The organism is Pseudomonas sp. NPDC089407 (assembly GCF_044900445.1).
Classification (GTDB): Bacteria; Pseudomonadota; Gammaproteobacteria; order Pseudomonadales; family Pseudomonadaceae; genus Aquipseudomonas.
Genome location: NZ_JBJDNB010000022.1, coordinates 36,321 through 58,786, shown reverse-complemented (window position 1 = coordinate 58,786; position 22,466 = coordinate 36,321). Strand labels below are relative to the sequence as shown.

The 22,466-nt window shown below is 62.2% G+C and carries 27 protein-coding genes; 16 read left to right on the top strand and 11 right to left on the bottom strand.

The features are described 5' to 3' along the window. Positions 1 to 230 precede the first annotated feature (230 nt). The 6 genes from pmbA to ACI2KG_RS17730 all read left to right on the top strand — a co-directional run bounded on the left by pmbA (position 231) and on the right by ACI2KG_RS17730 (position 5,598). Positions 231 to 1,577, top strand: coding sequence for a metalloprotease PmbA (gene pmbA / locus ACI2KG_RS17755; RefSeq protein WP_404662767.1), 1,347 nt, complete (start codon positions 231 to 233; stop codon positions 1,575 to 1,577). Positions 1,578 to 1,820: 243 nt separating this feature from the next. Continuing rightward, positions 1,821 to 2,222: a FagA protein gene (locus ACI2KG_RS17750; protein WP_400615355.1), complete on the top strand. Its 402-nt coding sequence runs from the start codon at positions 1,821 to 1,823 to the stop codon at positions 2,220 to 2,222. Continuing rightward, a complete protein-coding gene (locus tag ACI2KG_RS17745) occupies positions 2,215 to 3,591 on the top strand; it encodes a class II fumarate hydratase (RefSeq protein ID WP_404662766.1) in 1,377 nt (458 codons plus the stop codon). The genes ACI2KG_RS17750 and ACI2KG_RS17745 overlap by 8 nt, the downstream gene beginning before the upstream one ends. A 27-nt stretch (positions 3,592 to 3,618) precedes the next feature. Next, on the top strand, positions 3,619 to 4,080 hold the full coding sequence (locus ACI2KG_RS17740) for a hypothetical protein (protein ID WP_404662765.1): 462 nt from the start codon (positions 3,619 to 3,621) through the stop codon (positions 4,078 to 4,080). Between the two features lies 1 nt (position 4,081). Then, entirely contained in the window at positions 4,082 to 4,693 is a 612-nt protein-coding gene (locus tag ACI2KG_RS17735) for a superoxide dismutase (protein WP_400615362.1), read from the top strand. Positions 4,694 to 4,704: 11 nt separating this feature from the next. After that, the gene (locus ACI2KG_RS17730; RefSeq protein ID WP_404662795.1) at positions 4,705 to 5,598 is read left to right on the top strand and encodes a ZIP family metal transporter; all 894 of its coding nucleotides are present in this window, start codon (positions 4,705 to 4,707) and stop codon (positions 5,596 to 5,598) included. Between the two features lie 158 nt (positions 5,599 to 5,756). Here ACI2KG_RS17730 and ACI2KG_RS17725 read toward each other — a convergent pair whose 3' ends face one another. From ACI2KG_RS17725 to ACI2KG_RS17680, 10 genes are all read right to left on the bottom strand, one after another. Then, a complete protein-coding gene (locus ACI2KG_RS17725; protein WP_056795941.1) occupies positions 5,757 to 6,029 on the bottom strand; it encodes an HPr family phosphocarrier protein in 273 nt (90 codons plus the stop codon). Positions 6,030 to 6,048: 19 nt separating this feature from the next. After that, positions 6,049 to 6,903 carry an RNase adapter RapZ gene (gene rapZ, locus ACI2KG_RS17720; protein ID WP_404662764.1) on the bottom strand — a complete coding sequence of 285 codons (855 nt, stop codon included), beginning with the start codon at positions 6,901 to 6,903 and terminating at the stop codon, positions 6,049 to 6,051. 2 nt (positions 6,904 to 6,905) lie between these two features. Further along, positions 6,906 to 7,370 (bottom strand): PTS IIA-like nitrogen regulatory protein PtsN, encoded by a 465-nt coding sequence (gene ptsN / locus ACI2KG_RS17715; protein WP_201198746.1) that lies wholly within the window; start codon positions 7,368 to 7,370, stop codon positions 6,906 to 6,908. A 12-nt stretch (positions 7,371 to 7,382) separates the two neighbouring features. Then, positions 7,383 to 7,691: a ribosome hibernation-promoting factor, HPF/YfiA family gene (gene hpf, locus ACI2KG_RS17710; RefSeq protein ID WP_003255135.1), complete on the bottom strand. Its 309-nt coding sequence runs from the start codon at positions 7,689 to 7,691 to the stop codon at positions 7,383 to 7,385. Positions 7,692 to 7,770: 79 nt separating this feature from the next. Beyond that, a complete protein-coding gene (locus ACI2KG_RS17705; protein WP_404662763.1) occupies positions 7,771 to 9,264 on the bottom strand; it encodes an RNA polymerase factor sigma-54 in 1,494 nt (497 codons plus the stop codon). Positions 9,265 to 9,438: 174 nt separating this feature from the next. Then, a complete protein-coding gene (gene lptB, locus ACI2KG_RS17700; RefSeq protein ID WP_027595607.1) occupies positions 9,439 to 10,164 on the bottom strand; it encodes an LPS export ABC transporter ATP-binding protein in 726 nt (241 codons plus the stop codon). Beyond that, on the bottom strand, positions 10,165 to 10,689 hold the full coding sequence (gene lptA, locus ACI2KG_RS17695; protein ID WP_029887549.1) for a lipopolysaccharide transport periplasmic protein LptA: 525 nt from the start codon (positions 10,687 to 10,689) through the stop codon (positions 10,165 to 10,167). Continuing rightward, positions 10,676 to 11,248, bottom strand: a complete 573-nt coding sequence (lptC, locus tag ACI2KG_RS17690) for an LPS export ABC transporter periplasmic protein LptC (RefSeq protein ID WP_404662762.1) — start codon at positions 11,246 to 11,248, stop codon at positions 10,676 to 10,678. The genes lptA and lptC overlap by 14 nt, the downstream gene beginning before the upstream one ends. An 8-nt stretch (positions 11,249 to 11,256) precedes the next feature. Further along, positions 11,257 to 11,781, bottom strand: a complete 525-nt coding sequence (locus tag ACI2KG_RS17685) for an HAD family hydrolase (RefSeq protein ID WP_201198754.1) — start codon at positions 11,779 to 11,781, stop codon at positions 11,257 to 11,259. Then, positions 11,781 to 12,755, bottom strand: a complete 975-nt coding sequence (locus ACI2KG_RS17680; protein ID WP_404662761.1) for an SIS domain-containing protein — start codon at positions 12,753 to 12,755, stop codon at positions 11,781 to 11,783. Before ACI2KG_RS17680 ends, ACI2KG_RS17685 begins: the two co-directional genes overlap by 1 nt. Positions 12,756 to 13,000: 245 nt before the next feature. Between ACI2KG_RS17680 and ACI2KG_RS17675 the strand changes: the two genes are divergently transcribed. From ACI2KG_RS17675 to hisC, 10 genes are all read left to right on the top strand, one after another. Continuing rightward, entirely contained in the window at positions 13,001 to 13,810 is an 810-nt protein-coding gene (locus ACI2KG_RS17675; RefSeq protein WP_085623991.1) for an ATP-binding cassette domain-containing protein, read from the top strand. Next, positions 13,810 to 14,607, top strand: a complete 798-nt coding sequence (mlaE, locus tag ACI2KG_RS17670; protein WP_201198760.1) for a lipid asymmetry maintenance ABC transporter permease subunit MlaE — start codon at positions 13,810 to 13,812, stop codon at positions 14,605 to 14,607. The genes ACI2KG_RS17675 and mlaE overlap by 1 nt, the downstream gene beginning before the upstream one ends. Next, a complete protein-coding gene (gene mlaD / locus ACI2KG_RS17665) occupies positions 14,607 to 15,092 on the top strand; it encodes an outer membrane lipid asymmetry maintenance protein MlaD (protein ID WP_201198762.1) in 486 nt (161 codons plus the stop codon). The genes mlaE and mlaD overlap by 1 nt, the downstream gene beginning before the upstream one ends. 9 nt (positions 15,093 to 15,101) lie before the next feature. Further along, positions 15,102 to 15,749: a phospholipid-binding protein MlaC gene (locus ACI2KG_RS17660; RefSeq protein WP_400615374.1), complete on the top strand. Its 648-nt coding sequence runs from the start codon at positions 15,102 to 15,104 to the stop codon at positions 15,747 to 15,749. Next, positions 15,746 to 16,048: a lipid asymmetry maintenance protein MlaB gene (locus ACI2KG_RS17655; protein ID WP_404662760.1), complete on the top strand. Its 303-nt coding sequence runs from the start codon at positions 15,746 to 15,748 to the stop codon at positions 16,046 to 16,048. The genes ACI2KG_RS17660 and ACI2KG_RS17655 overlap by 4 nt, the downstream gene beginning before the upstream one ends. Positions 16,049 to 16,165: 117 nt before the next feature. Further along, positions 16,166 to 16,405, top strand: coding sequence for a BolA family protein (locus ACI2KG_RS17650; RefSeq protein ID WP_003255121.1), 240 nt, complete (start codon positions 16,166 to 16,168; stop codon positions 16,403 to 16,405). 23 nt (positions 16,406 to 16,428) lie between these two features. Beyond that, entirely contained in the window at positions 16,429 to 17,694 is a 1,266-nt protein-coding gene (gene murA / locus ACI2KG_RS17645) for a UDP-N-acetylglucosamine 1-carboxyvinyltransferase (protein ID WP_400615380.1), read from the top strand. Between the two features lie 93 nt (positions 17,695 to 17,787). Further along, positions 17,788 to 18,423 carry an ATP phosphoribosyltransferase gene (gene hisG, locus ACI2KG_RS17640; protein WP_404662759.1) on the top strand — a complete coding sequence of 212 codons (636 nt, stop codon included), beginning with the start codon at positions 17,788 to 17,790 and terminating at the stop codon, positions 18,421 to 18,423. A gap of 279 nt (positions 18,424 to 18,702) precedes the next feature. Then, the gene (hisD, locus tag ACI2KG_RS17635) at positions 18,703 to 20,028 is read left to right on the top strand and encodes a histidinol dehydrogenase (protein ID WP_404662758.1); all 1,326 of its coding nucleotides are present in this window, start codon (positions 18,703 to 18,705) and stop codon (positions 20,026 to 20,028) included. Positions 20,029 to 20,030: 2 nt separating this feature from the next. After that, positions 20,031 to 21,077: a histidinol-phosphate transaminase gene (gene hisC / locus ACI2KG_RS17630; protein WP_404662757.1), complete on the top strand. Its 1,047-nt coding sequence runs from the start codon at positions 20,031 to 20,033 to the stop codon at positions 21,075 to 21,077. Positions 21,078 to 21,265: 188 nt separating this feature from the next. Here hisC and ACI2KG_RS17625 read toward each other — a convergent pair whose 3' ends face one another. Then, positions 21,266 to 22,462: an alkaline phosphatase family protein gene (locus tag ACI2KG_RS17625; RefSeq protein ID WP_404662756.1), complete on the bottom strand. Its 1,197-nt coding sequence runs from the start codon at positions 22,460 to 22,462 to the stop codon at positions 21,266 to 21,268. Positions 22,463 to 22,466: the final 4 nt, after the last annotated feature.

Genomic DNA, 22,466 nt, shown 5'->3' with positions numbered 1-22,466 from the left:
ATGAAAAGTCGCCGAGCGGCGATCAGGCAAGGCGAAAACAGGCGAGGAAGCGGAGTTTACAGATTGTAAATGAGCATTCCGAGCCTGTTTTCAACGCAGGATGATCGTCGCGCAGGCACTTTTCGTACAAAGCATAGAAATCGCCGCCATGATAACCAGCCGGGGGCCGCTTGTCCGGCCCGGTCGTAGAATGACCCTAAGCCGTACGCAGAATTTTAGTGGAGAGAACCATGAGTGCAGTCCAGAGCGTAGGTCCAAAAGACCTGCCAGCATTGCAGGAGCAGGTCGAGGCAATTATCGCCGAGGCGCGCCGCCAGGGGGCCAGTGCCTGCGAAGTGGCAGTGTCGCTGGAGCAGGGCCTGTCCACCACGGTACGCCAGCGCGAGGTCGAAACGGTCGAGTTCAACCGCGACCAGGGCTTTGGCATCACCCTCTACGTTGGCCAGCGCAAAGGCTCGGCCAGCACCTCGGCCAGTGGCCCGGAAGCGATCCGCGAAACCGTCGCCGCTGCGCTGGCGATTGCCAAGCATACGTCGGAAGACGAATGCTCCGGCCTGGCCGACGCGGCGCTGATGGCCCGTGAGATCCCGGACCTGGACCTGTACCACGACTGGGACATCGAGCCCGAAAAGGCCATCGAGATGGCCTTGGCCTGCGAGGCGGCGGCGTTCGACGCCGACCCGCGCATCCTCAACGCTGACGGCACTACCCTCAACACCCACCAAGGCTGCCGCGTGTATGGCAACAGCCACGGTTTCATCGGTGGCTACGCCTCGACCCGGCACAGCCTGAGCTGCGTGATGATCGCCGAAGGTGACGGGCAGATGCAGCGTGATTACTGGTATGACGTGAACCGCCAGGGCAACCTGCTGGCCGACCCGCGCAGCATTGGCGTGCGGGCTGCCCAGCGTGCCGCCAGCCGCCTGGGCGCGCGCCCGGTGCCGACGTGCGAGGTGCCGGTGCTGTTCTCGGCCGAGCTGGCCGGCGGCCTGTTCGGCAGCTTCCTGTCGGCCATCTCCGGTGGCAACCTGTACCGCAAGTCGTCGTTCCTTGAGGGCACGATTGGCCAGCGCCTGTTCCCTTCCTGGCTGACCCTCGACGAGCGCCCGCACATTCCGCGCGCGCTGGGCAGCGCCGCGTTCGACGGTGATGGCCTGGCCACCTACGCCAAACCGTTCGTCGACAAAGGCGAGCTGGTGTCGTACCTGCTGGGGACGTATTCCGGGCGCAAGCTGGGCTTGCCGAGCACGGCCAACTCGGGCGGTGTGCACAACCTGTTCGTCAGCCATGGTGTTGAAGACCAGGCTGCACTGATCCGCCGCATGGGCCGCGGGCTGCTGGTGACCGAGCTGATGGGGCACGGCCTGAACATGGTAACCGGGGATTACTCCCGTGGCGCGGCAGGGTTCTGGGTCGAGAATGGCGAGATCCAGCACGCGGTGCAGGAAGTGACCATTGCCGGCAATATGAAAGACATGTTCCAGCAGATTGTAGCGATTGGCAGCGATCTTGAAACCCGCAGCAATATCCATACAGGGTCGGTGCTGATCGAGCGGATGACGGTGGCGGGTAGCTGATCGTTAGCCTGCACCGGCCTCTTCGCGGGTGAACCCGCTCCCACAGGTACTGCACAGGCATCAGACCCTATGCGGGTCCCTGTGGGAGCGGGTTTACCCGCGAAGAGGCCGGTACAGGCACTCCAAATTTTTCATTGCATCTTGAGACCCGGCCCCCACGCCGGGTTTTTTATTCATCACCTTTCCCTTGAAGTGATTCTGTTTATCACTTAATAATGAATATCATTATCCAGTAACCCGGCGATGATGTTCATGAAACCCGTCCTCCGCGAACTGCCCTACCTGGAAAACTGGCGCTGGCTCAGCCGGCGCATCCGCTGTGCGCTCGAACCCGACGAGCCGCGCCTGATCGAGCATTACCTGGCCGAAGGCCGCTACCTGGTGTGCTGTACCGAAACCTCGCCATGGACCGTGGCACTGACCGCCTTCCGCCTGCTGCTGGATACCGCCTGCGACCGCATGCTGCCTTGGCATTGGCGCTGCCTGTGCCTGGACCAGGCTTGGCGCCCGCTGCTGGACTTGCGCAACCTCGACCGCCAGGAACAGAACCAGCGCTGGCAGACCTACGCCCTGCAGTTGGCCAATTGCCGCCTGCTGCCGTCGATTTCCCCCGATGAACTGATGCAAGGATTTGATGATGAGTAATACCCGTATCGAGCGTGACAGCATGGGTGAGCTGCAGGTGCCGGCCCAGGCCCTGTACGGCGCCCAGACCCAGCGCGCGGTCGACAACTTCCCGATCAGCGGCCAGCGCATGCCGGCCCAGTTCATTCGCGCCTTGCTGCTGGCCAAGGCCGCTGCGGCCAAGGCCAACGTCGAGCTGGAGCAGCTGTCTGCCGCGCAGGGCCAGGCCATCGTCAAGGCCGTCGAGCAACTGCTGGCCGAGGATTTCATCCAGCACTTCCCGGTGGATGTGTTCCAGACCGGCTCCGGCACCAGCTCGAACATGAACGCCAACGAGGTGATCGCCACCCTGGCCAGCCGTGTACTGGGCGAGGCGGTCAACGCCAATGACCACGTCAACTGTGGTCAGAGCAGCAACGACATTATCCCGACCACCATTCACGTCAGTGCCGCGTTGGCCTTGCACGAGCAACTGCTGCCCGCGTTGAGCCACCTGGTACAGGTAATCGAGACCAAATCGGCGCAGGTGCATCAGTACGTGAAGACCGGCCGTACCCACCTGATGGATGCCATGCCGGTGCGCATGAGCCAGGTGCTGGATGGCTGGGCAGCGCAGATCAACGGTGCCAAGGCCCATATCGAAGCCACATTGCCGAGCCTGCAGGCGCTGGCCCAGGGTGGTACCGCCGTGGGTACCGGCATCAATGCCCACCCACAGTTTGCTGCCGGTTTCGCCCGCCAGCTCAGCGGCCTGACCCAGGTCGAGTTCACGCCAGGGCAGAACCTGTTCGCCCTGATCGGTTCGCAGGACACTGCCGTGGCCCTGTCTGGCCAGCTCAAGACCACCGCCGTGGCGCTGATGAAAATCGCCAACGACTTGCGCTGGATGAACTCCGGCCCGCTGGCTGGCCTGGGTGAAATCGAGCTGCAAGGGCTGCAGCCAGGCTCCTCGATCATGCCCGGCAAGGTCAACCCGGTGATCCCGGAGGCTACTGCCATGGTCGCCGCCCAGGTAATCGGCAACGACGCCACCATCGCCATTGCGGGCCAGTCCGGCAACTTCGAGCTGAACGTGATGTTGCCGGTGATCGCCCGCAACCTGCTGGAAAGCATCGTACTGATGGCCAACGTCAGCCGCCTGCTGGCTGACAAGGCCATCGCCAGCTTCAAGGTCAACGAGGGCAAGCTCAAGGAAGCCCTGGCGCGCAACCCGATCCTGGTCACGGCACTGAACCCGATCATTGGCTACCTGAAGGCCGCCGAAATCGCCAAGACCGCCTACAAGCAGGGCCGTCCGGTCATCGATGTGGCGTTGGAACACACCGACCTGTCGCGTGACCAGTTGGAAGCCCTGCTGGACCCGGAAAAACTTACCGCCGGCGGTATCTGACCCTGCGTCACCGCATAGGAGGCAACCATGCAGCACTGGAAACGCACCACGGAAACCGCCAACCGCCTGTTCGAACAGGGCGAGCTGGTCGATGCCCGGGAACACTACCTGCAAGCCCTGGCGCTGGCCCAGGTGTTGTTCGAGCGCTGGCATGACGTCGACGAAGCGGTGGCTGCATTCGTCATCGCCCACCACAACCTGGCCGACCTGCACCTGCGCCTGAACCAGCCGCAGGAAAGCGCCGATTACCTTTGCGCCGCGCATCAGCGGCTGCTGCAGGCCAGCCAGGAGGCGCGCTTGCCGCAGGCGCTGCGTGACGCCGCCTTGCGCCACAGTGGGCGCACCTACACCGAACTGCTCAGTTTCATCGCCGAGTACGGCCAGTACCCGCGTACCGAACGCCTGCTCAATCGCCACAGTGCCGGGGCCAGCGAACTCGCTGCCCAGCCGGACGTGGCACCTAGAACCCAAGCCTACGGAATTCACTGACATGCCCCATACCTTGCCTGCATTGCCTTACGCTTATGACGCGCTGGAGCCGCACATCGACGCCCAGACCATGGAAATTCACCACACCAAGCACCACCAGACCTACGTCAACGGCCTCAATGCTGCCGTCGAAGGCACCGAATGGGCCGAGTGGCCGGTGGAAAAATTGGTCGGCGCCGTCAAACAGCTGCCGGAAAACCTGCGTGGCGCAGTGACCAACCACGGCGGCGGGCACGCCAACCACAGCCTGTTCTGGACCGTGATGTCGCCGCAGGGTGGCGGTGAGCCTGTCGGCCAGCTGGCACAAGCTGTGACTGCGCAATTGGGCGGTTTCGAGGCGTTCAAGGACGCCTTCACCAAGGCTGCACTGACGCGCTTCGGCAGCGGTTGGGCCTGGCTCAGCGTGACCCCGCAGAAAACCCTGGTGGTGGAGAGCAGCGGTAACCAGGACAGCCCGCTGATGCATGGCAACACGCCGATCCTCGGCCTGGACGTGTGGGAGCATGCCTACTACCTGAAGTATCAGAACCGCCGTCCGGAATACATTGGTGCCTTCTACAACGTCATTGACTGGGCGGAAGTGGAACGCCGTTACCTCGAAGCCCTGAAGTGAGTCGGACCGGTATGCGCTCAGAGGTGATGTCTGTCAGCAGTGTGCGCCTGTTCCGTCTGGCGCTTGGGACTTTGCTGTTGCTGGCTGGCACCGCGTTACTGGCGGCCCGTGGCCTCGCCTGGCTGGACCTGGAACCGCGCATGCTGCGCGCCCTGGAGGGCGGCGCTTTATGCGCACTGGGCACGGCGCTGGGCGCAGTACCGGTACTGGTGATTCGCAACATGCCGGTGGCGTTGGCTGATACCCTGCTGGGCTTCGGCGCCGGGGTGATGCTGGCGGCGACCGCATTTTCCCTGATCATCCCGGGGCTGGATGCAGCCCAGTCCATCGGCTTCAGCCCATGGGGCGCGGGTGGCCTGATCAGTTTCGGCCTGATGTTCGGTGCACTGTGCCTGTTCCTGGTCGACCTCAAGGTCTCCGGCGCCTCGCCAGAAGCACTGGTCGGCAGCGAGAACCAGCCGGTGATTGCCGCGCGCATCTGGCTGTTCGTGATTGCCATCATTGCCCACAACATCCCCGAAGGCATGGCCATCGGCGTGTCGGCCGGTGGTGGCATGGCCGACGCCGACAGCCTGGCCATGGGTATCGCCTTGCAGGATGTTCCCGAGGGGCTGGTGATTGCACTGGTGCTGGCGGGGGCGGGCATGCCGCGCTTCAAGGCCTTCCTGATCGGCGCGGCTTCAGGCCTGGTCGAGCCGGTGGCTGCGGTCATTTGTGCCTGGCTGGTGAATGTTGCCGAGCTCTTGCTGCCGCTGGGCCTGGCCTGTGCGGCGGGGGCGATGCTGCTGGTGGTCACCCAGGAAATCATCCCCGAATCGCGCAGCAACGGCCATCACCGCCTGGCCAGCCTGGGGCTGTGTATCGGCTTTTGCCTGATGATGGTGATGGATACGGCGATGTCCTGATTCGTCATCAGGTTCACGCGCTCCCTGTAGGAGCGGCCTTGTGTCGCGAAAGGGCCGCAAAGCGGCCCCAGCAATGGGTGGTTTAATGCTGAAATCCTGGGGCTGCTTTGCAGCCCTATCGCGACACAAGGCCGCTCCTACATGGACCGTGCAGGGATTTATTCGCCTTCGTCGAAGAAGTTGTTGATCAGTTCGACCAGCGCATCCATGGCATCGGTGTCCTGTTCACCTTCGGTATGCAGGTGCACCTGGGTGCCTTTGCCCGCTGCCAGCATCATCACCGCCATGATGCTCTTGCCATCCACCAATTTGTCCGGCGCGCGGCCGACCCGCACCTGGCAGGGGAAGCGGCCGGCTACGCCGACGAACTTGGCTGCCGCCCGGGCATGCAGGCCCAGCTTGTTGATGATGGTGATTTCGCGGGCGGGCATGGTGGGGCGGATCCTTGGGCTAGAGGTCGCGGTGGCGAACCTGGACGTTTTTCAGGGATTGTTGCAGCAACTGGCCGAGGCGTTCGGTGATGTACACCGAGCGGTGGTGGCCACCGGTGCAGCCAATGGCAATGGTGACGTAGGCGCGGTTGCTGGCGGCGAAGCGGGGTAGCCACTTGAGCAGGTAGCTGGAAATGTCGTTGAACATGTCTTCGACATCCGGCTGCGCGGCCAGGTAGTCGATCACCGGCTGTTCCAGGCCGGAGTGTTCACGCAGTTCGGGCTTCCAGTACGGGTTGGGCAGGCAGCGCACATCGAACACCAGGTCGGCATCGACCGGCATCCCGCGCTTGAAACCGAACGACTCGACCAGAAACGCCGTGCCAGGCTCGGGCTTGTTGAGCAGGCGCAACTTGATCGAATCACGCAGCTGGTAAAGGTTCAGGCTGGTGGTGTCGATTTTCAGGTCTGCCAGGTCGGCGATCGGCCCCAGCAGCTCGCTTTCCACACGAATGGCCTCTGCCAGCGACCGGTCGGCATTGGTCAGGGGGTGGCGGCGGCGGGTTTCCGAAAAGCGCTTGAGCAGGGTGTCTTCATCGGCATCCAGGTACAGCACGTCGCACTTGATATGGCGGGCGCGGGCCTCTGAAAGCAGCTCGGGGAAGCGCGACAGGTGGCTGGGCAGGTTGCGTGCGTCGATCGACACGGCCACCTTGGGTTGCAGCAGCTCGGTGTTGATCAGTGCATTTTCCGCGAGCTGCGGCAGCAGCCCGGCGGGCAGGTTGTCAATGCAATAGAAACCATTGTCTTCCAGGACATCGAGGGCGGTGCTCTTGCCGGAGCCGGACCGGCCGCTAACGATGATCAGGTGCATGTTCAGTGCTCGTTCTGTACGTCCAGGACTACCTGGAACAGGGCCTCGTTGCTGGTGGCCGCACGCAGGCGATCACGGACGTCCTTGCGATCGAGCATGCTGGCAATCTGGCGCAGCAGTTCCAGGTGGGCATCGGTGGCGGCTTCAGGTACCAGCAGGACGAACAGCAGGTCCACCGGCGCGCCATCGATGGCATCGTAATCGATGGGGGCTTCCAGGTGCAGCAGGGCGCTGACTGGAGCGGAGCAGCCTTCAAGCCGGCAGTGCGGAATGGCGATGCCATTGCCAAAACCGGTCGACCCGAGTTTTTCCCGGGCGACCAGTTTTTCGAAGACGTCTTGCATCTCCAGTTCCGGCACTTGTTCGGCGATGACGGTGGCGACCTTTTCAAGGGCGCGCTTCTTGCTGCCGCCCGGCACGTTCACGAGGGAACGGCCGGGGGTCAGGATGGTTTCAAGTCGGATCATGGATGAGGGGGATCAGCGGGCAGCTGCACCTTGCAGCAGGCTTTGCTGTTTTTCCTTGTGTTTTTTCAGTTGGCGGTCGAGCTTGTCGGCCAAGGCGTCGATCGCTGCATACATGTCTTCGTGTTCGGCGTTGGCTACCACTTCGCCGCCGGGAATCTGCAGGGTCGCCTCGACCTTCTGTTGCAGCTTCTCGACCTTCATGATGACCTGCACGTTGGTGATCTTGTCGAAGTGACTCTCCACGCGGGCGAGCTTTTCAAGCACGTAATCGCGCAGTGGCTGGGTGACTTCTACATGCTGTCCACTGATATTGACTTGCATACAGCTTCTCCTTTGTTGCCCGTGCATAAAGAGGCAGGTCTTGCACCTGCCCCACAAACGCTGTGGCACATCTCAGGGGCTACATCAGTCGCTTGCGCTCGCTCGACGGTGCGATGCCGAGGGACTCGCGGTACTTGGCGACGGTGCGACGGGCTACCTGGATGCCTTGTGCCTCCAGTAAACCAGCGATCTTGCTGTCACTCAATGGCTTTTTCTGATTTTCCGCTGCAACCAGTTTCTTGATGATCGCGCGGATCGCCGTAGACGAGCATTCTCCGCCTTCGGAGGTGCTGACGTGGCTGGAGAAAAAGTATTTCAGTTCGTAGATGCCACGCGGCGTGTGCATGTATTTCTGCGTGGTTACCCGCGAAATGGTCGACTCGTGCATGCCTACCGCTTCGGCAATGTCATGCAGTACCAGCGGCTTCATCGCTTCGTCGCCGTGGTCGAGGAAACCGCGCTGGTGCTCGACGATCTGCGTGGCGACCTTCATCAGGGTTTCGTTACGGCTTTGCAGGCTCTTGATGAACCAGCGCGCTTCCTGCAGCTGGTTGCGCATGAAGGTGTTGTCGGCGCTGGTGTCGGCGCGACGCACGAAACCGGCGTACTGCGGGTTGACGCGCAGGCGCGGGATGGCTTCCTGGTTCAGCTCCACCAGCCAGCGCTCGCTGTCCTTGCGCACGATGACGTCAGGCACCACGTACTCGGGTTCGCTGGACTCGATCTGTGAGCCGGGCCGCGGGTTGAGGCTTTGCACCAGTTCGATGACCTGGCGCAGCTCGTCTTCCTTGATTTTCATGCGGCGCATCAGCTGGCTGTAGTCGCGGCTGCCGAGCAAATCGATGAAATCGCTGACCAGGCGCTTGGCCTCGGCCATCCACGGGGTGTTGGCGGGCAATTGGCGCAGTTGCAGCAACAGGCATTCGCCGAGGGTGCGGGCACCGACACCGGCCGGTTCGAACTGCTGGATGCGGTGCAGCACCGCCTCGACCTCGTCCAGCTCGATATCCAGCTCCGGGTCGAAGCCGGCGCAGATTTCTTCAAGGGTGTCTTCGAGGTAGCCCTGGCCGTTGATGCTGTCGATCAGGGTGACGGCGATCAGGCGGTCGGTGTCGGACATCGGCGCCAGGTTCAGCTGCCACAGCAGATGGCTTTGCAGGCTTTCGCCGGCCGATGTGCGGGTGGTGAAATCCCACTCGTCGTCATCGTTGCTCGGCAGGCTGCTGGCGCTGGTCTGGTAGATGTCTTCCCAGGCGGTATCGACCGGAAGCTCGTTGGGGATGCGCTCGCTCCATTCACCGTCTTCCAGGTTGTCGGCACTGGCAGTGCTTTCCTGGAAGCTGTTGTCCTGGACTTCGGCGGCCGGCTTGTTCTCGGCGTTGTCCGCCATCGGGTCGCTGTTATCGAAGTCGTCGCCGTCTTCCTGACGTTCGAGCATCGGGTTCGACTCCAGCGCTTCCTGGATTTCCTGTTGGAGATCCAGGGTGGAAAGCTGGAGCAGGCGGATGGCCTGTTGCAACTGCGGTGTCATCGTCAGTTGCTGGCCCATTTTTAGGACGAGCGATGGTTTCATGGCTGGGGCTTAATACCTTGTTCGCCGGCGCGCATGCGCCATCCACTACACGAGGGCGCCGGGGCGCCAGATCAAGCAAGTTTTATGCCTTAAATTGTAGCGTTTGCCTAGAGTACGTAACAACTTTACCCCCGGTTTCAGGGCTTTTAGCCAGTGCTCCAGGCGCGTGCCGGGTCAGAGCCGGAACTCGTGACCCAGGTAAACCTCTTTGACCAGTTCGTTAGCCAGGATGGTTTCGGCGTCACCTTCGGCGATCAGCCGGCCATCGTTGACGATGTAGGCGGTTTCACAGATATCCAGGGTCTCGCGCACGTTGTGGTCGGTGATCAGTACGCCGATACCCTTGGCCTTGAGGTGGTGGATGATCTGCTTGATGTCACCGACCGAGATCGGGTCGACACCGGCGAACGGTTCGTCCAGCAGGATGAACTTGGGGGCGGTTGCCAGGGCGCGGGCAATCTCGACGCGGCGGCGCTCGCCACCGGACAGGCTCATGCCAAGGTTGTCGCGGATATGGCTGATGTGGAACTCCTGCAGCAGGCTTTCCAGTTCCTTGCGCCGGCCGTCGCGGTCGAGCTCCTTGCGGGTCTCGAGGATGGCCATGATGTTGTCGGCCACCGACAGCTTGCGAAAGATCGAGGCTTCCTGCGGCAGGTAGCCGATGCCAGCGCGGGCGCGGCCGTGCATGGGCTGGTGACTGACGTCGAGGTTGTCGATCAGTACGCGACCCTGCTCGGCCTGCACCAGGCCGACGATCATGTAGAAGCAGGTGGTCTTGCCGGCACCGTTGGGGCCAAGCAAACCGACGATCTGGCCACTGTCGATCGACAGGCTGACATCACGCACGACCTGGCGCCCCTTGTAGCTTTTGGCCAGGTGCTGGGCTTTGAGGGTTGCCATTTACTCGGCCTTCTTCTTGGGCTGGATCACCATGTCGATACGCTGACGTGGCTGGGTCACGTTGCCACCGCGGCCGGCGGTTGCCACCTGCGACTTGGTGTTGTAGACGATCTTCTCGCCTTCGGTGGTGTTGCCCTCGTTCTCGACCTTGGCGCGGTCGGTGAGGATCACGGTGTCTTTCTGCGCCTGGTACTGGATGGTCACGGCCCAGCCTTTCATCTTGTCGGGCTTGGCGGCGCTCTGCTGCTGCTCGAAGTAGGCCAGGTTACCAACCGAGGTGACCACGTCGATGTCGCCGTTGGCGGCGCGCGTCATGGTCACGGTGTTGCCTTTGATCATCATCGAGCCTTGGGTGATGATGACGTCACCGGTATAGGTCGCGACACCCTGCTTGTCGTCCAGATGCGCGTTGTCGGCCTGGATGCGGATCGGCTGGTCACGGTCATTCGGCAGGGCGAAGGCGCTCGCGCTTCCCAGTGCTGCGCTCAGGCTGAGCAAAAGGGGGAGGGTTTTAACGAGCCTCATACTGTCCTCTTACGTTAGAGAGCAAGTCCATCTTGCCTTCTTTCAAATACGCTTTCATGCCCTTGCCCGTGGTTGTGCCACCGGCGCCGTCGATTCTAACGGCTTGCTCGGTCTGCGCATATTGCTTCTGCGGGAATACGGTCATGCGTGAGCTGGTGATAATGGTATCGCGCTGCTTTTCGTCGGTGCGGGCAACGCGTACCTGGTTGATCAGTTCGACCTCGCTGCCGTCCGGGCTTACCTCGGCGCGCTCGCTCTGGACGTGCCAGGGGTACTCGGTGCCGCGGTACATGTGAAGGTTCGGCGTGGTGACCAGGGTCACTTCAGTGGCCTTCAGGTGCTCGACCTTGTCAGCGGTCATTTCGTACTGCAGCTTGCCGTCCGGCAAGAACTGCACGCTATGCGCGTTGATCGCATAGTAGTCGATTGCGCTCTCATCGACCTGCGCCACAGGCTGGTCGAGGAAGCTCTCCGGGCTGACATTCCAGTAGCCGATGGCTGCGAGCACGGCGGCGATGACCGCCAGCAGCGCGATATTGCGGACTTTCTTGCTGAGCATGGGCAGCCTTACAGGTAGTTGGCGTTGGCAGAATCCAGGGTGCCCTGGGCCTGCATGATCAGTTCGCAGAATTCGCGGGCAGCACCTTCACCGCCCCGTGCCTGGGTCACGCCATGGGCGTGCTGGCGAACGAAGGGCGCGGCATTGGCCACTGCCATGCCCAGGCCGACCCGGCGAATCACCGGCAGGTCGGGCAGGTCGTCACCCAGGTAGGCGACCTGTTCATAGCTTAGGCCGAGTTCGGCGAGCAGGCCGTCAAGCACCACCAATTTGTCTTCGCGGCCCTGGTAAAGGTGCGGGATGCCGAGGTTTCTGGCCCGGCGTTCAACCACCGGGGTCTTGCGCCCGCTGATGATCGCGGTGGTCACGCCCGATGCCATGAGCATCTTGATGCCCTGGCCGTCGAGGGTGTTGAAGGTCTTGAACTCGCTGCCGTCTTCAAGAAAGTACAGGCGGCCATCGGTGAGGACACCGTCGACATCGAACACTGCCAGTTTGATGGCCTTGCCACGTTGCATGAGGTTCTGGCTCATCACATTACTCCGGCACGCAACAGGTCGTGCATGTTCAGGGCGCCGGTTGGCCGGTCTTCCTGGTCGACGACCACCAGTGCGTTGATCTTGTGGTCTTCCATGATTTTCAGTGCCTCGGCAGCGAGCATCTCGGCGCGGGCAGTCTTGCCGTGTACGGTCATTACCTGGTCGATCAGCGTGGTGTGCACGTCGATGTTGCGGTCCAGGCTGCGGCGCAGGTCGCCGTCGGTGAAAATCCCGGCCAGCCTGCCATTCGGTTCGAGGACGGCGGTCATGCCCAGGCCCTTGCGTGACATTTCCAGCAGTGCGTCCTTGAGCAGCGTGCCGCGCAGCACCTTGGGCAGCTCGTCGCCGGCATGCATGACATGCTCGACCTTCAGCAGCAGGCGCCGCCCAAGTGCGCCGCCCGGGTGCGAAAAGGCGAAGTCTTCGGCCGTGAAGCCGCGGGCTTCGAGCAGGGCAATGGCCAGCGCGTCACCCAGCACCAGGGCAGCCGTGGTCGAGGAGGTGGGGGCAAGGTTCAGCGGGCAAGCCTCGTGTGCGACCCGAGCGTCGAGGTTGACCTCTGCCGCCTGGGCCAGGGTGGAATCCGGGTTGCCGGTGAGGCTGATGAGCGTAATGCCCAAGCGCTTGATCAGCGGCAGCAACGTGACGATCTCGGCCGTACTGCCCGAGTTGGACAGCGCCAGGATGATATCGTTGCGGGTGATCATGCCCATGTCGCCATGGCTGGCTTCGGCCGGGTGCACGAAAAATGCCGGTGTGCCGGTGCTGGCCAGGGTGGCGGCGATCTTGTTGCCGATATGCCCGGACTTGCCCATGCCGAGCACGACCACCCGGCCCTGGCTGGCCAGGATCAGTTTGCAGGCTTTGACAAAATGCTTGTCGATACGCGCCAGCAGGCCCTCGACGGCCTCGAGTTCCAGGCGCACGGTGCGCTGCGCGGATTGAATCAGCTCGCTGGATTGGCTCATGTCGATAAAGCAGTGCCTGATGAAAAGGCGGCGATTATAGCCGCAATGAAAGAAACCCTCACCTTTTCCATTAGCCTCGCAATGCCCCAATGCCTGTCTCAGAGCTGAACGAAGCCTGCATGGCCTTGGGGAGGCGTGCTGGGCGGTGCTATAGTTCGCCGCTATTCGGCCTGCCAGGGGCGTGTGTGCCTTCCGGATGGAGGCCGGCGTCCATATGGACGAGGCTGCATTAGCAAGGAGTCTAGATGAGTGTGGATAGCGCCTACGCGGTCGAGTTGAAGGGGGTAACCTTTAAACGCGGTTCGCGCAGCATTTTCAGCAACGTCGACATTCGCATCCCGCGCGGCAAGGTCACCGGCATCATGGGGCCATCGGGTTGCGGCAAGACCACGTTGCTCCGCCTGATGGGTGCGCAGTTGCGCCCCGCCAGCGGTGAGGTATGGGTTGCCGGTCAGAACCTGCCGACGCTGTCGCGCAGTGACCTGTTCGATGCCCGCAAGCAGATGGGGGTGCTGTTCCAGAGCGGCGCGCTGTTCACCGACCTCGATGTGTTCGAGAACGTCGCGTTCCCGCTGCGCGTGCATACCCAGCTGTCGGACGAAATGATCCGTGACATCGTGTTGATGAAGCTGCAGGCCGTGGGCCTGCGCGGTGCCATCGACCTGATGCCCGACGAGCTGTCCGGTGGCATGAAGCGCCGCGTGGCGCTGGCCCGTGCAATTGCCCTGGACCCACAGATCCTCATGTACGACGAACCGTTTGTCGGCCAGGACCCGATCGCCATGGGGGTGCTGGTGCGACTTATCCGTCTGCTCAACGATGCCCTGGGTATCACCAGTATCGTGGTTTCCCATGACCTGGCAGAAACCGCCAGCATCGCCGACTACATCTACGTGGTAGGTGACGGCCAGGTGCTGGGCCAGGGCACGCCCGATGAGCTGATGGGTTCGGACAACCCGCGGATTCGCCAGTTCATGAAGGGCGACCCGGATGGCCCGGTACCCTTCCACTTTCCCGCGCCTGATTACCGCGCCGACCTGCTGGGGGCGCGTTGATGCGCAGAAAATCCTTACTCGAACGTGTCCGCCTGCTGGGCCGTTCGGCCATCGACGTGCTGGCGGTGCTGGGGCGTTCCTGCCTGTTCCTGTTCCATGCGCTGGTCGGTCGCGGTGGCATTGGCGGCGGCTTCCAGCTGCTGACCAAGCAGCTCTACTCGGTAGGTGTGCTGTCGCTGGCAATCGTTGTCGTGTCCGGCGTGTTTATCGGCATGGTGCTGGCGCTGCAGGGCTACAGCATCCTGACCAAGTACGGTTCCGAGCAGGCGGTAGGGCAGATGGTTGCGCTGACCCTGCTGCGTGAGCTTGGCCCGGTGGTGACGGCGTTGCTGTTTGCCGGCCGTGCCGGTTCTGCGCTGACTGCCGAAATCGGTAACATGAAATCCACCGAGCAACTGTCGAGCCTTGAAATGATCGGCGTCGACCCGCTCAAGTACATCGTTGCGCCACGCCTGTGGGCCGGTTTCATCTCGCTGCCGCTGCTGGCGCTGATCTTCAGCGTGGTCGGTATCTGGGGTGGCTCGTGGGTCGCAGTGGACTGGCTGGGCGTTTACGAAGGCTCGTTCTGGGCCAACATGCAGAACAGTGTTTCTTTCACTGACGACGTGCTCAATGGGTTGATCAAGAGCCTGGTGTTCGCTTTCGTCTCGACCTGGATCGCCGTATTCCAGGGGTACGACTGTGAGCCCACCTCAGAAGGGATCAGCCGTGCCACCACCAAGACCGTGGTCTATGCCTCGTTGGCAGTGCTGGGTCTGGACTTTATTCTGACCGCCTTGATGTTTGGAGATTTCTGATGCAAAACCGCACCCTGGAAATCGGTGTCGGCCTGTTCCTCCTGGCCGGGATCCTGGCGCTGCTGCTGCTGGCCCTGCGTGTCAGCGGGCTGTCGGCCAGCCCGAGCAGCGATACCTATAAAGTTTATGCCTACTTCGACAATATTGCCGGTTTGACGGTCAGAGCTAAAGTGACCATGGCCGGTGTGACCATCGGCAAGGTCACCGCCATCGATCTGGACCGTGATTCCTACACCGGTCGGGTGACGTTGCAGCTGGACAAGTCGGTGGACAACCTGCCGACCGATTCCACGGCCTCGATCCTGACCGCCGGTTTGCTTGGCGAGAAGTACATCGGCATCAGCGTGGGCGGTGAAGAAGAGGTGCTCAAGGAGGGTGCGACCATCCATGACACCCAGTCGGCACTGGTGCTGGAAGATCTGATTGGCAAGTTCCTGCTCAACTCCGTTGGCAAGGAACCGAAAGAAGCACAACCGGCTAATTGAGGAGTTTCCATGATTTCGATCCTGCGACGTGGCCTGCTGGTTCTGCTGGCGGCTTTCCCCCTGATGGCACTGGCGGCGCAGTCGCCGCACGACGTGGTGCAGAGCACCACCACCGAGCTGCTGGGTGAGCTCAAGGCGAACAAGGAGCAGTACAAAGCCAACCCGCAAGCGTTCTACGATACCCTTGACCGGATTCTCGCGCCGGTGGTCGATGCCGACGGTATTTCCAGAAGCATCATGACCGTCAAGTACTCGCGCAAGGCCACGCCCGAGCAGATGCAGCGCTTCCAGGAAAACTTCAAGCGCAGCCTGTTCCAGTTCTACGGTAACGCGCTGCTGGAGTACAACAACCAGGGTATCGTCGTAGACCCGGCCAAGGCCGATGACGGCAAGCGCGCCTCCGTAGGCATGAAGGTCACTGGCAACAATGGCGCCGTGTACCCGGTGCAGTACACCCTGGAAAACCTGGGTGGCGAATGGAAAGTGCGTAACGTGATCGTCAACGGCATCAACATCGGCAAGCTGTTCCGCGACCAGTTCGCCGATGCCATGCAGCGCAACGGCAACGACCTGGACAAGACCATCGACGGCTGGGCCGGCGAAGTGGCCAAGGCCAAGCAGGCCGCCGACAGCTCGCCAGAGAAGACCGTCAAATGAGTGAGGCCGCCGTGAGCATGGCCGAGCCGGGCGTACTGCGCCTGGCTGGCGTGCTGGACTACCGCAGCGGCCCGGCCCTGCGCAAACAGGGCAAGGCGCTGATCGACAGTTCGCGTGAACCGCGCCTGGTCCTTGATTGCTCGGCGGTTGAGAAGTCGTCGAGTGTCGGCCTGTCGCTATTGCTTGCGTACATTCGTGATGGTCAAGCCTCCGGCAAGGCATGCGAAGTACGCGGGATGCCCGACGACATGCGGGAAATTGCCGAGGTCTACGACCTCGATGAAGTGCTGGCAACCTGATGGCCCGGCACGGATGATGGCCCCTCGGTCAGCGAAGCCCTCGTTGGGCTTCGCAGGCGAGGGGCTTTTTTGTATGATGGCCGACCCGTGCGCATCGGGCGCCGATTGAGGTTGAGCATGCAGGCCGTAGAAGTTAAAAGCTTCCTTGAAGAGAAATTGCCGGGTTCCCGGGTCGAAGTTGAAGGCGAAGGCTGCAACTTCCAGTTGAACGTGATCAGCGATGAGTTGGCTGGCCTGAGCCCGGTCAAACGTCAGCAGGCGATCTATGCTCACCTGAATCCGTGGATCGCCAATGGCAGCATCCATGCGGTAACCATGAAATTTTTCAGCAGCGCAGCCTGGGCTGAGCGCACCTGAGCCAACGTGGCGGCGAGACTCCAATGGACAAACTGATTATTACTGGCGGCCCTCGTCTTGATGGCGAGATCCGCATTTCGGGCGCGAAAAACGCAGCCCTGCCGATTCTGGCGGCGACCCTGCTGGCCGATGGCCCGGTCACCGTGGGCAACCTGCCGCACCTGCACGACATCACCACCATGATCGAGCTGTTCGGGCGCATGGGCATCGAGCCTGTGATCGACGAAAAGCTGGCGGTGGAAATCGACCCTCGCACCATCAAGACCCTGGTCGCGCCTTACGAGCTGGTCAAGACCATGCGCGCCTCGATCCTGGTGCTGGGCCCGATGGTTGCCCGTTTCGGCGAGGCCGAAGTGGCCCTGCCTGGCGGTTGCGCCATTGGTTCGCGCCCGGTCGACCTGCACATCCGTGGCCTCGAAGCCATGGGCGCGAAGATCGAAGTCGAAGGCGGCTACATCAAGGCCAAGGCGCCTGAAGGTGGCCTGCGCGGTGCGCACTTCTTCTTCGATACCGTCAGCGTGACCGGTACCGAGAACATCATGATGGCCGCTGCTCTGGCCAAAGGCCGCAGCGTGCTGCAGAACGCTGCGCGTGAGCCGGAAGTGGTCGACCTGGCCAACTTCATCAACGCCATGGGCGGTAAGGTTCAGGGTGCTGGCACCGACACCATTACCATCGACGGCGTCGAGCGCCTGGCTTCGGCCACCTACCGCGTGATGCCGGACCGTATCGAAACCGGTACCTACCTGGTTGCTGCTGCCGTGACCGGTGGCCGCGTCAAGGTCAAGGACACCGACCCGACCATCCTTGAAGCCGTACTGGAAAAACTCAAGGAAGCCGGTGCCGACATCACCACCGGTGAAGACTGGATCGAGCTGGACATGCACGGCAAGCGGCCAAAAGCCGTCAACCTGCGTACCGCACCGTACCCGGCATTCCCGACCGACATGCAGGCGCAGTTTATCTCGCTGAACGCCATTGCCGAAGGCACGGGCGCAGTCATCGAGACCATCTTCGAAAACCGCTTCATGCACGTTTACGAAATGCACCGCATGGGTGCGCAGATCCAGGTCGAAGGCAACACCGCCATCGTCACCGGCGTCCCGGCGCTCAAAGGTGCTCCGGTCATGGCCACCGACCTGCGCGCTTCTGCCAGCCTGGTGCTGTCGGCACTGGTTGCCGAAGGCGATACCCTGATCGATCGCATCTACCACATCGACCGTGGCTACGAGTGCATCGAAGAGAAACTGCAGATGCTCGGCGCGAAAATCCGCCGCGTACCGGGCTAATAGCCCACGGGTGCATGGATGCACCCTTCGAATTGAATGCGGTCGGGCTGTAACAGCCCGGCCGGCAGTAGCCGCTTAAGGACCGACGTTCCAATGTTGACCATCGCGCTTTCCAAAGGCCGTATTCTCGACGATACCTTGCCGTTGCTGGCCGAGGCCGGCATCGTGCCGACCGAGAACCCGGACAAGAGCCGCAAGCTGATCATCCCTACCACGCAGGAAGACGTGCGCCTGCTGATCGTGCGTGCCACCGACGTGCCGACCTATGTCGAGCATGGTGCCGCCGACCTGGGTGTGGCCGGCAAGGACGTGCTGATGGAGTACGGCGGCCAAGGCCTATACGAACCGCTGGACCTGCAGATTGCCCAGTGCAAGCTGATGACCGCGGGTGCGGTCGGTGCAGCCGAACCCAAGGGCCGCCTGCGCGTGGCCACCAAGTTCGTCAACGTAGCCAAGCGCTACTACGCCGAACAAGGCCGCCAGGTCGACATCATCAAGCTGTACGGTTCGATGGAGCTGGCACCGCTGATCAACCTTGCTGACAAGATCATCGACGTGGTCGACACCGGCAATACCCTGCGTGCCAACGGCCTGGAACCCCAGGAACTGATCGCCACGATCAGCTCGCGCCTGGTGGTCAACAAGGCCTCCATGAAAATGCAGCACGCCCGCATCCAGAGCCTGATCGACACGCTGCGCGGAGCGGTCGAATCGCGACACCGCGGCTGACTCTCTACCGACTGCGCGCGGCCTTCGCTGTCGCGCCCGTCTATCCGCGTCATAGCCATTTTTCTCGGGTGCCCGCGCGGATGGACTGGTAGCTTGGGATTGTGCGAAAAGTCGCCGAGCGGCGATCAGGCAAGGCGAAAACAGGCGAGGAAGCGGAGTTTGCTAGTTGCAAATGAGCATTCCGAGCCTGTTTTTAACGTAGCATGATCGTCGCGCAGGCACTTTTCGCACAATCCCCTAGGGCGCCTGAGCATCCGCTAATATTTCGAGGCCCTCGCCATGACCGTGTCCACTGCAATTGCCCGTCTCAACGCTGCTGATCCGGATTTCGCCCGACATCTGGACCATCTGCTGAGCTGGGAAAGTGTGTCCGATGACGCGGTCAACCAGCGCGTGCTCGACATCATCAAGGCCGTGCGCGAGCGCGGCGATGCAGCACTGGTGGAATTCACCCAGCGTTTCGACGGTGTCGATGCCAAGTCGATTGACGACCTGATCCTCAACCGCGAGCGCCTGGAGCTGGCGCTGACCCGCATTACCCCTGTCCAGCGTGAAGCCCTGGAGAAGGCCGCCAACCGTGTGCGCATCTACCACGAGCGGCAGAAGCAGGATTCCTGGCAGTACACCGAAGCCGACGGCACCGTGCTTGGTCAGAAGGTTACCCCGCTGGACCGTGCCGGCCTGTATGTGCCGGGCGGCAAGGCGTCGTACCCATCGTCGGTGCTGATGAACGCCATTCCGGCCAAGGTTGCCGGTGTGGCCGAAGTGGTGATGGTGGTGCCGACCCCGCGTGGCGAGGTCAACGAGCTGGTGCTGGCGGCTGCCTGCATCGCCGGTGTCGACCGCGTGTTCACCGTCGGTGGTGCCCAGGCCGTGGCGGCGCTGGCTTATGGCACTGAAAGCGTGCCACAGGTGGACAAGATCGTCGGCCCCGGCAACATCTACGTTGCCACCGCCAAACGCCATGTATTCGGCCAGGTCGGCATCGACATGATCGCCGGCCCGTCGGAAATCCTCGTGGTATGCGACGGCCAGACCGACCCGGACTGGATCGCCATGGACCTGTTCTCCCAGGCCGAGCATGACGAAGACGCCCAGGCCATCCTGGTCAGCCCGGATGCTGCCTTCCTCGACCGTGTTGCTGCCAGCATCGACAAGCTGCTGCCGACCATGGAGCGTGCCGAGATCATCGAGAAGTCGATCAACGGCCGTGGCGCACTGATCCATGTGCGCGACATGCAACAGGCCATCGAAGTGGCCAACCGCATCGCCCCGGAGCACCTGGAGCTGTCAGTGGCCGACCCGCAGGCCTGGTTGCCGCAGATTCGCCACGCCGGCGCGATCTTCATGGGTCGCCACACCAGCGAAGCGCTGGGTGACTACTGCGCTGGCCCCAACCACGTGCTGCCGACCTCCGGCACCGCGCGTTTCTCGTCGCCGCTGGGGGTGTATGACTTCCAGAAGCGTTCGTCGATCATTTTCTGCTCCGAACAGGGCGCGTCCGAACTGGGCCACACGGCTTCGGTCCTAGCCCGTGGCGAGTCGCTGACTGCCCACGCCCGTAGCGCTGAATACCGTATCCTGACCCAAGAGAAGGGGAACTGAGCATGAGTCGATTCTGGAGCCCCTTCGTCAAGGACCTGGTGCCTTACGTGCCGGGCGAGCAGCCGAAACTGGCCCGCCTGGTCAAGCTGAACACCAACGAAAACCCCTATGGCCCGTCGCCCAAGGCGCTGGAAGCCATGCGCGCCGAGCTCAACGACAACCTGCGCCTGTACCCGGACCCGAACGGTGACCGGTTGAAGCAGGCCGTGGCCGAGTACTACGGCGTAACCCCGGCGCAAGTGTTTGTCGGCAACGGTTCGGACGAAGTGCTGGCGCACATCTTCCACGGCCTGTTCCAGCACGATGCCCCACTGTTGTTCCCGGACATCAGCTACAGCTTCTATCCGGTCTATTGCGGGCTGTACGGCATTGCCTTCGAGCAGGTGGCGCTGGACGAGCAGTTCCAGATTCGCATCGAGGATTACAGCAAGCCCAACGCTGGCATCATCTTCCCCAACCCCAACGCGCCGACGGGCTGCCTAATGCCGTTGCAGGCGGTGGAGCAGTTGCTGCAGGCCAACCGTGATTCGGTGGTGGTGGTGGATGAAGCCTACATCGATTTCGGTGGCGAAACGGCCATCAGCCTGGTGGACCGCTACGACAACCTGCTGGTTACCCAGACCTTGTCGAAGTCGCGCTCGCTGGCAGGCCTGCGCGTTGGCCTGGCAGTCGGCCACCCCGACCTGATCGAGGCGCTGGAGCGGATCAAGAACAGCTTCAACTCCTACCCGCTGGACCGTGCGGCGATTGTCGGTGCAGCAGTTGCGTTCGAAGACCGCGAATATTTTGAAGACACCTGCCGCAAGGTGATCGACAGCCGCGAGGCGTTGGTCGAGCAACTACAGGCCAAGGGTTTCGAAGTACTGCCTTCGGCCGCTAACTTCATCTTCGCCCGCCACCCGCAGCAGGATGCCGCTGAGCTGGCGGCACGCCTGCGCGAGCAGGGCGTGATCGTGCGCCACTTCAAGCAGGCACGCATTGCCCAGTTCCTGCGCATCACCATCGGCACACCGGAGATGAACCAGGCACTGCTGGATGCGCTGAACTGACCCACAACGCCGTTCCTGCAGGACTGTCCCTGTGGGAGCGGGCTTGTCCCGCGAACACCGGCAACGCCGGTGCCATGCCCGCGTCGCCTGCTTCGCGGGACAAGCCCGCTCCCACAACGACCGCTACTCCCTGCGCGACAGCGCAGCCGGGAAGGGTTGGGTGATTTCCTGCATAAAACGCGTCCCGCTTAGTAACTGCTCTCTTCAATAACAAACGCCTTGGCCGCCGGCCTGTTGCGCACCGCTGCCGGCGTACCATCCAGCATCAGCACGTAATCATTCTGCTGCGCCATCCCGTCCGGATCTGTCCATTGCTCGTCCCTGGCGGCAACCTGGGCTACCACATGCCCGTTTTTCAGTATTGTCAGGTAACCCGTGGCCTCGCTGTTCCAGCGCAACCGCCCTTTGCTTTCATCGACCCGCGCCTTGCGCACGCCGGTATCACCTAGCAAGGGTGTGCCGTCCAGCAGCCAGTCCGGCTGCAGCTTGAGGCCCATGTGGCGCAGGATGGTGGGGGCCACCGAGGTCTGTGCGGGGAGCCCGTACAGGTAATCCGGACCCGGCATTTCCGCCGGAATGCTCGGCTTGGTGAGCTCCTCATTCATTGGCTTGTTGCTGGCAATGAAAATGGTTTTTTCCTGCTCCGAAGCACTGCCATGGCCCTTGCCCCAATAGTCGCGGCCATGATCGGTGCTGACGATCACCAGCCAGTCCTCCAGCGGAAACATGCGGCGTCTTTGCTCCACTTTGTCCAGCAGCCGACCGATCTCGCTGTCGGCCTTGCGCAAGGCCTGCTGATAGCGATTGTTGCCGCCCTCGCCATAACCCTCCTGGTGGCCGACCTGATCAGGTTCGTCCAGTTGAATGAAGGTGAAGTCAGCGGGCGTGTTGCCAAGGATCTGCAATGTGCGCTCAACCACCTGCTCATCGGACAAGCCACTCTCGCGTACGTCGGCACCATGGGCATCCTCCAGCAGATAGGCCGTGTTGATGGGGGGCCAGTTGACGATGCTGGAGAGGTAGGCATTGGGCAGGGCCAGGCGCAGGCGTTTGAACAGGCTGGGAAACGTCGGGTTGGCACGCAGCGACTCGGCGTCGGAAACAACGCCATGTTTGTCGCTCCATACACCCGTCAGCAAGGTGACCCAGCCGGGGGCGCTCAATGTGGCTTGTTCACTGGCTTTGCCGTTGATACCGCCCGCGTAGGCCTTGCCGTAGTACAGCCGCTGTTTCAGGTGGGTGGCGTCGCCCAGTTTCAGGTATTGCTCCAACTGCACCCCGTCCAGGCCTATGAACAAGGCCTTGGGCCGGCTTGGTGGTTGAGCGGGATCACACCCTGGCAGGAGGGTCAGGAACAGCAGTAACAACAGGCTCGCTAGTCGCATGTAG

Bases quoted from the DNA above. Each gene is read 5' to 3' on its own strand.
- mlaE (WP_201198760.1), top strand. From the start codon at position 13,810: ATGCGCAGAAAATCCTTACTCGAACGTGTCCGCCTGCTGGGCCGTTCG.
- ACI2KG_RS17740 (WP_404662765.1), top strand. From the start codon at position 3,619: ATGCAGCACTGGAAACGCACCACGGAAACCGCCAACCGCCTGTTCGAA.
- lptB (WP_027595607.1), bottom strand. From the start codon at position 10,164: ATGGCAACCCTCAAAGCCCAGCACCTGGCCAAAAGCTACAAGGGGCGC.
- ACI2KG_RS17735 (WP_400615362.1), top strand. From the start codon at position 4,082: ATGCCCCATACCTTGCCTGCATTGCCTTACGCTTATGACGCGCTGGAG.
- ACI2KG_RS17655 (WP_404662760.1), top strand. From the start codon at position 15,746: ATGAGTGAGGCCGCCGTGAGCATGGCCGAGCCGGGCGTACTGCGCCTG.
- ACI2KG_RS17680 (WP_404662761.1), bottom strand. From the start codon at position 12,755: ATGAGCCAATCCAGCGAGCTGATTCAATCCGCGCAGCGCACCGTGCGC.
- lptA (WP_029887549.1), bottom strand. From the start codon at position 10,689: ATGAGGCTCGTTAAAACCCTCCCCCTTTTGCTCAGCCTGAGCGCAGCA.
- ACI2KG_RS17730 (WP_404662795.1), top strand. From the start codon at position 4,705: ATGCGCTCAGAGGTGATGTCTGTCAGCAGTGTGCGCCTGTTCCGTCTG.
- hisD (WP_404662758.1), top strand. From the start codon at position 18,703: ATGACCGTGTCCACTGCAATTGCCCGTCTCAACGCTGCTGATCCGGAT.
- hisC (WP_404662757.1), top strand. From the start codon at position 20,031: ATGAGTCGATTCTGGAGCCCCTTCGTCAAGGACCTGGTGCCTTACGTG.
- ACI2KG_RS17675 (WP_085623991.1), top strand. From the start codon at position 13,001: ATGAGTGTGGATAGCGCCTACGCGGTCGAGTTGAAGGGGGTAACCTTT.
- ACI2KG_RS17705 (WP_404662763.1), bottom strand. From the start codon at position 9,264: ATGAAACCATCGCTCGTCCTAAAAATGGGCCAGCAACTGACGATGACA.
- ACI2KG_RS17750 (WP_400615355.1), top strand. From the start codon at position 1,821: ATGATGTTCATGAAACCCGTCCTCCGCGAACTGCCCTACCTGGAAAAC.
- ACI2KG_RS17745 (WP_404662766.1), top strand. From the start codon at position 2,215: ATGAGTAATACCCGTATCGAGCGTGACAGCATGGGTGAGCTGCAGGTG.
- hpf (WP_003255135.1), bottom strand. From the start codon at position 7,691: ATGCAAGTCAATATCAGTGGACAGCATGTAGAAGTCACCCAGCCACTG.
- ACI2KG_RS17650 (WP_003255121.1), top strand. From the start codon at position 16,166: ATGCAGGCCGTAGAAGTTAAAAGCTTCCTTGAAGAGAAATTGCCGGGT.
- ACI2KG_RS17660 (WP_400615374.1), top strand. From the start codon at position 15,102: ATGATTTCGATCCTGCGACGTGGCCTGCTGGTTCTGCTGGCGGCTTTC.
- murA (WP_400615380.1), top strand. From the start codon at position 16,429: ATGGACAAACTGATTATTACTGGCGGCCCTCGTCTTGATGGCGAGATC.
- mlaD (WP_201198762.1), top strand. From the start codon at position 14,607: ATGCAAAACCGCACCCTGGAAATCGGTGTCGGCCTGTTCCTCCTGGCC.
- ACI2KG_RS17685 (WP_201198754.1), bottom strand. From the start codon at position 11,781: ATGAGCCAGAACCTCATGCAACGTGGCAAGGCCATCAAACTGGCAGTG.
- ACI2KG_RS17725 (WP_056795941.1), bottom strand. From the start codon at position 6,029: ATGCCCGCCCGCGAAATCACCATCATCAACAAGCTGGGCCTGCATGCC.
- ptsN (WP_201198746.1), bottom strand. From the start codon at position 7,370: ATGATCCGACTTGAAACCATCCTGACCCCCGGCCGTTCCCTCGTGAAC.
- pmbA (WP_404662767.1), top strand. From the start codon at position 231: ATGAGTGCAGTCCAGAGCGTAGGTCCAAAAGACCTGCCAGCATTGCAG.
- hisG (WP_404662759.1), top strand. From the start codon at position 17,788: ATGTTGACCATCGCGCTTTCCAAAGGCCGTATTCTCGACGATACCTTG.
- lptC (WP_404662762.1), bottom strand. From the start codon at position 11,248: ATGCTCAGCAAGAAAGTCCGCAATATCGCGCTGCTGGCGGTCATCGCC.
- rapZ (WP_404662764.1), bottom strand. From the start codon at position 6,903: ATGCACCTGATCATCGTTAGCGGCCGGTCCGGCTCCGGCAAGAGCACC.
- ACI2KG_RS17625 (WP_404662756.1), bottom strand. From the start codon at position 22,462: ATGCGACTAGCGAGCCTGTTGTTACTGCTGTTCCTGACCCTCCTGCCA.